Below are 7,958 nucleotides of genomic sequence, written 5' to 3'. Positions count from 1 at the left end.
TCAGCGCGCTGAACGAGGACCGGCGCATCGGCCCGGACCCGGCGGAGTTCCACGTCGCCTGAGCGTGTCACGGCCCGCCTGCCCCGCCTCAGCGGTAGGGCAGGCGGGCCCGTTCGCTCTTGAGGTCGACGACCGCGGGGTGGTCGGGGCCGAGCAGCAGGCCGAGCGTGCCCGTCTCCCACTCCAGGAGCGCGATGGCCCGCGCGGTGTCGCCCCGGGCCGTGTAGGCCTCGACGAGGTTGCGGATCGCGGTCACCGTGCGGGGGTCGTCGTCGTCGAGCCGGTCCAGGCACGCGAGCAGGGCGGTCTCGTAGGTCTCGACGGCGAGGGAGAGGTGGCCCGCCTGCAGGTACACGTGCCCGAGGTAGCCGATCGTGCCGAGGAGTTCCAGGAACTGGGCGTCGCCGCCGACCCGGTGCCGCAGCTCGGCGGCCTTGCTGAGCAGTTCGATGGCCCGGTCGGTCCCCTGCGCGGCCGCGTGCGCGAGGGCGGCCCTCTCCATCGTCGCCAGGGTGTCGGGGTGCCCTTCGCCGAGGACCCGGGTCCGGGCGGCGAGCACCTCCTCGTAGAGCGGTGGCACCTCTTCCGTGTTGCCCACCTCCGCCCGGGCGGAGGCGAGCCGCTCGCATGACTCCCAGGTCTGGGGGTCGTCCTCGCCAAGGACCCGGCGCCGGGCGTCGACGGTGATCTCGTACTGGGAAATCGCCTTGCCCCAGGCTCCGTTCGCCCGCAGGGCGTCGCCCAGGCGCGCCGAGGCGCACAGGGACACGGGGTGGTCAGCGCCCAACGTCCTGGCCGCGGCGGACAGCCAGGCGCTGCTCCGCGTGACGGCGCGCCGTGGCTGCCCCGAGCGCAGGTGGGCGTCGATCAGACGGTTCCAGAGGTTCAGCGTCCTCGGGTGCGCCTCGCCGTGGACCGCGCGGCTCCGCACCAGGAGCTCCTCGTACAGCTGCACCGCGTGCGGCAGGCCGCCCAACGAGCCTTCGTACGCGTGGGCGATCTCGCCCAGGGCACGGATGGCCCGGGGGGTGCTGAGGTTCACATGGCCGCGACAGTCGTCCCACACCTTTCGCGCCTCGCGCGAGGCTCGCTTCTGGTCGCCCACCGCGTAGCGGGCGGCGACCAGTTTCCCCCGCAGGGTGATCGTCTCCAGATGGATCTCCCCCAGCTCCACGCGGCACTCGTCGAGAGCCACCTCGTACAGCTCCACCGCCATGTTCCCCTCGCCCACGGTGCGGGCCAGGTCGGCGATGGCGACGCGGGTGGGAAACGCCTCGGGGACGGGCAGAGCGGCACCTGAGGCCATGGACTGGCGCAGTTCCCTGCACATGCGCCGGGCTCGGTCCGTGTCCCCCACCTCGTAGTACGTCGTGGCCAGTTCCGCCCTCAGGAGCAGCAGGTCGGTGCCCCCCGACCCGGCTGACGGACGCCCTCGTTCACCCACGTCCAGCGCTTCCTGAGGGCGGCCCGCCGTGCGCAGCGCGCGGATGAGCCGCCGGGTCACCCACAGCGTCGCCGGGTGCCACGCCCCGAGCACGTGTTCACCGCTCACGGCCGCGTGGCGCAGCATGGCGATGCCCCGCTCCGCGTCGCCTTGCCCCATGACGAAGTCCGCCGCCTTGACGAGCACGTTCATGACGTCCGGGGTCGTGTCGGCGGGCAGCGCGTATCCGGCCACCTCGTCGACGTGGGGCAGCAGTTCACTCCACCGCTGCCAGGTGGCGGGGTCGTCGCTCTCCTCGGGCAGGGCGGCCGCGAGACAGCGGACGGCCTCGGGCCGGGCCGACTCGACCGCCGCCGCGTCGTGCCCCAGGACGCTCTCGTCGGGTACGCGCAGGACGCCTTGCACCTGCGCGCGGACCCGCACGGTGTCGCCCGTACGGCCGAGGAACCCCCCGTCCGCCAACTGGCTTACGGCCCGGTCGAGTACGGCCGCGCTCCCCAGGGGCGCCAGCACCGCGAGCGGCACTGGCTTGGGGGCGAGCCAGGCGAGGACGTTCAGGACGCGGTGGGCGAGCGGGTCGTCCAGGGTGTTCAGGGCCAGGAGGAACGTGCGGCTGTCACCGGGCACTTCGTCGAGGATCTGCGACCGGGCACGCTCCATGAGCATCAGGTACTCGGCGGCGGAGACGCCTTCCTGCGCCATGTGCGTGGCGGCCTGTTCCAGGGCGAGCGGCAGCTGTCGGAGCGCCACGGCGAGGTCGTGCGCGTCCTGCCACGGCACATCGGTTCCCGTGCGTGCCCTGATGAGATCAGCGGCCTCGTCCGGCCCCATGGGGCCCAACTCCAGGACCGCACCCAGGCGTTCCCAGCCGTCGGCCCGTCGGGTGGTGACCAGGACGGCGCCGCCCGGCCCCAGGCGCGGCAGGATCGCGCTGACGTCGGCGGGGTCCTCCGCGCCGTCGAAGACGAGCAGCCAGTCGTCGTGCTCGGCCAGCCAGGCGATGGCCAGGTCGGCGAGCCGTGTCCGTGGCTCGGAGGGCGTGAACACCGTGGATTCAGCGGAATCCACTACTGACCGGTCCAACATCTGGGCCAGACCAGCGAGCCCTTCGACGAGGGTGTCCAGCGAAGAAGCGTCCACCCACCACACCGGGAACATCGCCCCGTCCATGGACAGACTCCACCGCGCCGCCAGCGCCGTCTTCCCCACGCCGCGCCCGCCGTGCACGACCACGACCCGAGGGGTGTCCGAGGCGGGACCGGCCAACTCCGCGTCCAGGCGCCGCAACGCCTTGGCCCGGCCCACGAACGTCCTCAGCCTGGGTACGTTCGGCATCCCACGCGGGGACACCGCCTCAGCCGGGAGCGGACTCGACTCCTCGACCTCCCCCGCCTCCTCCCCCACCCCCACCGGCCGCTCCGCCACCCGGATCTCCCGCCCCCGCAACACCTCCAAGGCCTCCTCGCTCACCAACGCGAACGGCTTCCCCGCCGCGCCCAGGGCCCGGGTGCCCGTGCCCGCCGCAACCGGCACGACCGCGGGGAAGGAGCGGGCCGCCGCGCCCGCGCGGGCCTCGATCTCCTTGCCGATGCGGGTGAGGAGGTCGGCGACGGCGAGGGACTCGGCGCGGGGCAGCGTCGCGAGGAGGGCGGCGCGGGCGCCGGGGACGAAGTCGTACAGGCCGCGCGCCGGGTCCACCGGTTCCAGGAGGCCGCTGAGCAGGACCTCGGCGAGGTCGCTCGGCCGGGAGCCGGGAGTGACGCGCTGCTGGATGAGCCGCATGACCGGGAGCGCGGGCACCGAAAGGGCGACGTGCGCGGCGAGGTCGGCGGCCGTGGGCGAGGCGGCGAGCTGGAAGCGCAGGATGCGGTCCGTCATCGGCAGGTCGCCCTCGAAGGAGCGGGGTTCGGTGGGGGCGGGCGCACCGGCGGTGACGTAGGTGACGGCCGTGTCGCGGGGGCGGTCGCCCGCCGCCGTCACCAGGGCGGCCCAGTCGGCGAGCCACTCGGGGGCGAGTTCCAGGACGGGGACGGGCAGCGCCCCGCACCGGCGCCGTGCGCGGCCGTCGTGCGGGGTGAAGCGGAGCGCCGTGTTGGGGGCGAGGGGCCGGGCGGCCATGGCGCTGCCGGGCGTCGCGGGCGCGGCGGTGCGCCGCCAGAGGCGCTCGGGCAGCGGCTGGAGCAGGGCGGTGGGCCCGCGCCGGGCCCAGGTGTGCAGGGCCTTCGCGGCGCGCCCGGCCCACCAGTGGGGCCCGGAGCAGTCGCTGAGGACGAGGGTGAGCTGACGCCCGGTGGGGTCGAGCGCGGCGGCCGGGTCGAGGGCGGGGCGCCCCGGCGCGGCGCGCAGGCCCACGCGGTCCCCCAGGTCGGCGACGTACCAGACCCTGATGTCCCGGAAGGCGCCCGTGCGTTGGAGCGCCGCCCGCAGCTCCGCCGCGAGGGGCAGCCAGAGGTTCATCGCGGGGCCGGTGTCGACGACGAGGGCCAGGCGCAGCGGCCGCTCGGTCGCGGGCACGAGGACGGGGCCCCAGGGGCGGCGCGCGCCGTCGGACGCGGCGCGCGCGGCGGTGGCGTCCTCGTCGAGGACGAGGCGGCGGGCGTCGGGGACGCGCCGCTTCAGGGGGCGCAGGGCGCGCTGGAGGGCGAGTTCGTGGCGCAGGGCCTGCGGGGCGGGCACGAGGACGTCGTCGGCGTCGGCGCCGGGGCAGGCGGTGCCGTGCGGCAGGTGCAGGGTGCCCGCGGCGGCGGGTGCGCCGGGGCGGGGGGCGTCGGCGGGGCGGGGGTCGGCCCCGGCGTACGGGCCCCGGGGTGCGCGCACCGGGTGGTGCGGGACGTCGTCGTCGGCGCCGCCTGGGCGGAGCGCGTCCGGCGTCCGGGGCGTGCCGTCGCGCGGCGCGGGCCCGTCCGCGCCCGGCGGCAGCGTCGAGGCGAGCCACAGCATCTCCGCGAGCTCCAGCGGGGTGACGGGCGGGCCGAGCGCCTCCAGGGCGGCGCGCAGCCGGTCAAGCGTCATCGGGCCCTGTCGCCTCGCCGCTCAGGTCGCTGCTCAGATACGGCATGACCTGGTCGGCCAGTTCCAGGACGCTGTCCGGGGGGTCGCTGAACGCGGCGTGGTGGCACATGTAGATGGCGTTCAGGAGCTGGTCGTTGGCGAGGAGGCCGCCGCCGCGCCGCTCGAAGAAGCGCTGGATGACGGCGCGGGTGGCCGCGGGGAGTTCGCCCGCCTCGTCGCCGACGACCCCGGCGAGGTGTTCCCGCACGATCGCGGTCAGCTCGTCGACCGTCTTGGGCTGCTTCAGGTCCACGGTCACGCAGCGGCGCAGGAACGCGGGCGGGAACTCGCGCTCGCCGTTGCTGGTCATGACGACGAAGGGGAAGGCCCGGCAGGTGACGGTGCCGTCGCGGATCTCGACGCGGTCGGTGGTGCTGTCGGCCGTCATCACCCGGGCCGTGGCCTCGGCCCTGCGGGCCAGCTCGACGAGTTCGTAGGAGCCCTTCTCGAAGATGGTCAGCAGGTCGTTCGGCAGGTCGATGTCGCTCTTGTCGATCTCGTCGATGAGCAGGACACGGGGGTTCTCGTAGGGCAGCAGGGCGGTGCCGAGCGGGCCGAGGCGCAGATAGTCGCCGATGTCGTCATGGGGCGCCGCCGCCCCGTCCCCGGCCGCGTCGCCGCGGGCGCGCTCGGCGGCGTACAGGCGGGTGAGCGGGTCGTACGCGTACAGCCCGTCGCGCAGCGTCACGCGGCTGGTGATGGGCCAGTGCAGGACCTTGCCGAGCCCCAGTTCATGGGCGACGGCGTACGCCAGCGAGGACTTTCCGGTGCCGGGGGCGCCGGTGACCAGCAGCGGTCTGCGCAGATACAGCGCGGCGTTGACCTGCCGGACGGCGTCCGCGCCGGGGCGGTAGCTGACGGCCGCGTGGTGGTTGCCGCTGTCGCCGGGCGGCACGGGCAGCGGCGGGCCGCCGTCGAAGCGGCGCCAGGGCGGCGGGTCCGGCAGCAGCCGCACGCGCGCGTGCGGGGTGCGGCTGCCCCGGAAGACCTGCCAGCTGGACGGCGGCTGCTGCTCCCTCACACGGCCCTCCCGATCACGCACACGGCCCCCTCACTCACACTCACGCCCCTCTCAGCCACACACACGGCCCTCTCAGCCACGCGCACAGCCCTCTCCGTCACGCACACGCCCCACTCCGTCACGCGCACAGCCCTCTCCGACACGCACACGCCCCACTCCGTCACGCACACGCCCCCCTCCGTCACACCACTCGCCTCAGTCACTTCCCTTGCCCCCCATCGCCAGCGGCGGGTCCGGGCGGCGCTCCGGGTCGTCCCAGAAGAGCGTCAGCCGGTGCCCGCAGTGGTCGGCGCCGCCCCGCTGCGGGGAGCGGGCCGCCTTCCGCAGCCGCATGACCTCGTACGGGAGCCGGTCGGGGTCGTATCCGGCGACCTCCCGCGTGAGCCGGTCGAGGAACGCCGTGGGGGCGCAGGCCTCGTGCCCCGCGCCCGCGCAGTCGCGCCGCCGCCACAGCATGACGGGCACACCGATGTCGAGGGCCGCGGCGAGCCAGTCCTCCACGGGGTTCGCCGCGTACGCGAGGACACACACGTCGTCCTTGTCGTCCAGCCAGTCGTAGAAATCGTCGTAGTCGTACGCCAAGGAGCACGCCACCGGCACCGGGCGGGTCTCGCCGCGCGCCCTGAGGGTCTCCCACCGCTTGCGGGTGAGCCAGGAGACCCGCAGCGGCTTGAGGCGGTCCACGTGCCGCACCACGACGGGCACCGTCCGCATGGGCTGGGGCCGCGCGGCGCCCGGCTCCCTGATGTGCCACTCCTCGAAGGGCTCGCCCATCAGGCCCTGCGGCACGACGAACTCCAGCATCCAGTCGACGTCGTGGACCGCGCCGACCTGCGCGGCAAGCAGCGCCTCGACCTTCGCGCGCAGCTGCTGGCGCCGGATGCGCACGGGGCCCGCGCGGGCGACGGGCACGCCGTCGACGACCGTGCACACCGACAGGTCGAGGCCGCCGCCGCGGGTCATCGGCTCGGCCCGGAACATGACGGACGCCGTGGGCGCGGGCGGTCGCGCGCGTCCGGCCCCGGCCTGCTCGGCCTCCTCCGGCAGCCACCGCCGCAGCCACGCGGCGAGGCCCCGCGCGGTGTCGGCGGGAGCCCGGTGGCGCAGCTCGCGCAGGAGCCGTACGAGGCGGTCCTCGCCGACCACCTCCTCGGCCACGTACCGGATCGCCTGCCAGGGGGAGGTGAAGGGCGGCGGCGCGCAGTTGAGCGTGGGGGCGGCGAGGCGTACGGCCACCTCCAGGGCGGCCGCGTCGAGTGCGGTGCCGTCGAACACGGCGCGCAGCTCGCGGCGCGGTTCCGGGCCCATCCAGTCGAGCGGCAGCAGGTCGTCGAGGGCCTCCCAGTGGCGGCGGATGCTGTCCAGGGGCAGCATCCGCCCCTGCGCGCCGCCGAACTCCCCCTCCAGGTCGGCGTCCGTGACGATGCCGACGACCATCCCGCTCACCGGGTCGTACACGCCCGCGCCGCTGAACCCCTCGCCGAGGCGCCGCAGATGCTCGCGGGTGACGTCCACCTCCAGCCACTCACCGGCCAGGCGCCGGTCCTGACTGGTGCTCAGGGTGACGTGGGTGCCGCCCTCCTCGTGGCCCTCCGGGAAGCCGAGGGCGCGCAGCACGTGCCCGGCGCGCCCCTCGCGGGGCCGCAGCGCCCCGAGCGGGGCGAACACGCAGGGCGGCACGGCGACGGGCCGGTCGAGCACGAGCACGGCGAGGTCGGCGTGGTCGTCGACGGCGCGCCAGCCGCCCGTCCACGCCACCCGCGCCCGCACCTCACCGGCGGTGCCGGGCAGCGCGACCCACACCTCGGCGCGGCCGACGACGACATGGGCGCAGGTGATCACCCGCGAGCCGTCGACCAGGACGCCCGCTCCCAAGGGGGCGCCGCCGTCGACCGCGCCGATGCGGGCACGCCACTGCATGGTCGCCATTATTCGCCCTGCACGCCCCCGTCCGCCCCCCTTCGCGCCGACTCTTCCGCGCCCCGCTCCCCCTTCGACTCCCCCGTCGGCTCTCCCGTCGACTCCCTCTTCGACCAGGTGAGCTTGACCGTCAGATGCCCCTCGGCCGCCGTCTTCGCGATGACGGCGCCCGCGGCGGCGCTCAGCTTCACCCCGAACTCCAACTCGATGCCGTCCGGGTCCAGGGCGCGGTCCCTGAACGTGCGCAGCGCCGACATCGCGGCGCCGCGCACGTTCCCAAGCGCCGACTCGAACCGTCCCTCCACCTCGCGGATCCCGTCCCCGTCCCGGCGCGACACGGACGCGTACCCCACGTCCTTGCTGTCGACCTCGACGACGACGGGACCTTCGTCGGACTCCCAGCGCATCAGCTCCCTCATCCCGCCGAAGGTAGCCCCAACAGGTGCGGCGGAACGGGAGAGTTGGCAAATACGCCCGCCCGAGACAGCGCTCAGCGCACCCCTCGCATTCATTACTCAAGTT

4 protein-coding genes are annotated in these 7,958 nt (G+C 75.0%); all 4 read right to left on the bottom strand.

What is annotated here, in order from left to right; all coding sequences use genetic code 11:
• Positions 1 to 88: 88 nt before the first annotated feature.
• Entirely contained in the window at positions 89 to 4,456 is a 4,368-nt protein-coding gene (locus AC07A4_RS17215; RefSeq protein ID WP_478598883.1) for an SAV_2336 N-terminal domain-related protein, read from the bottom strand.
• Entirely contained in the window at positions 4,446 to 5,516 is a 1,071-nt protein-coding gene (locus AC07A4_RS17210; RefSeq protein ID WP_478598881.1) for an AAA family ATPase, read from the bottom strand. The genes AC07A4_RS17215 and AC07A4_RS17210 overlap by 11 nt, the downstream gene beginning before the upstream one ends.
• A gap of 195 nt (positions 5,517 to 5,711) precedes the next feature.
• Complete coding sequence (locus AC07A4_RS17205) at positions 5,712 to 7,436, bottom strand: VMAP-C domain-containing protein (protein WP_478598878.1); 1,725 nt, start codon at positions 7,434 to 7,436, stop codon at positions 5,712 to 5,714.
• Between the two features lie 8 nt (positions 7,437 to 7,444).
• On the bottom strand, positions 7,445 to 7,855 hold the full coding sequence (locus tag AC07A4_RS17200; protein WP_478598876.1) for a CU044_2847 family protein: 411 nt from the start codon (positions 7,853 to 7,855) through the stop codon (positions 7,445 to 7,447).
• Between the last annotated feature and the right edge of the window lie 103 nt (positions 7,856 to 7,958).

This window comes from Streptomyces sp. NPDC043996 (genome assembly GCF_056435225.1).
Note: the sequence above shows the minus strand (reverse complement) of the source record. Positions and strands in the feature narration are given on the sequence as shown.

What these genes read in the sequence shown, in the direction of transcription:
- AC07A4_RS17215 (WP_478598883.1), bottom strand. Translation starts at nt 4,456, where the DNA reads ATGACGCTTGACCGGCTGCGCGCCGCCCTGGAGGCGCTCGGCCCGCCC.
- AC07A4_RS17205 (WP_478598878.1), bottom strand. Translation starts at nt 7,436, where the DNA reads ATGCAGTGGCGTGCCCGCATCGGCGCGGTCGACGGCGGCGCCCCCTTG.
- AC07A4_RS17200 (WP_478598876.1), bottom strand. Translation starts at nt 7,855, where the DNA reads ATGAGGGAGCTGATGCGCTGGGAGTCCGACGAAGGTCCCGTCGTCGTC.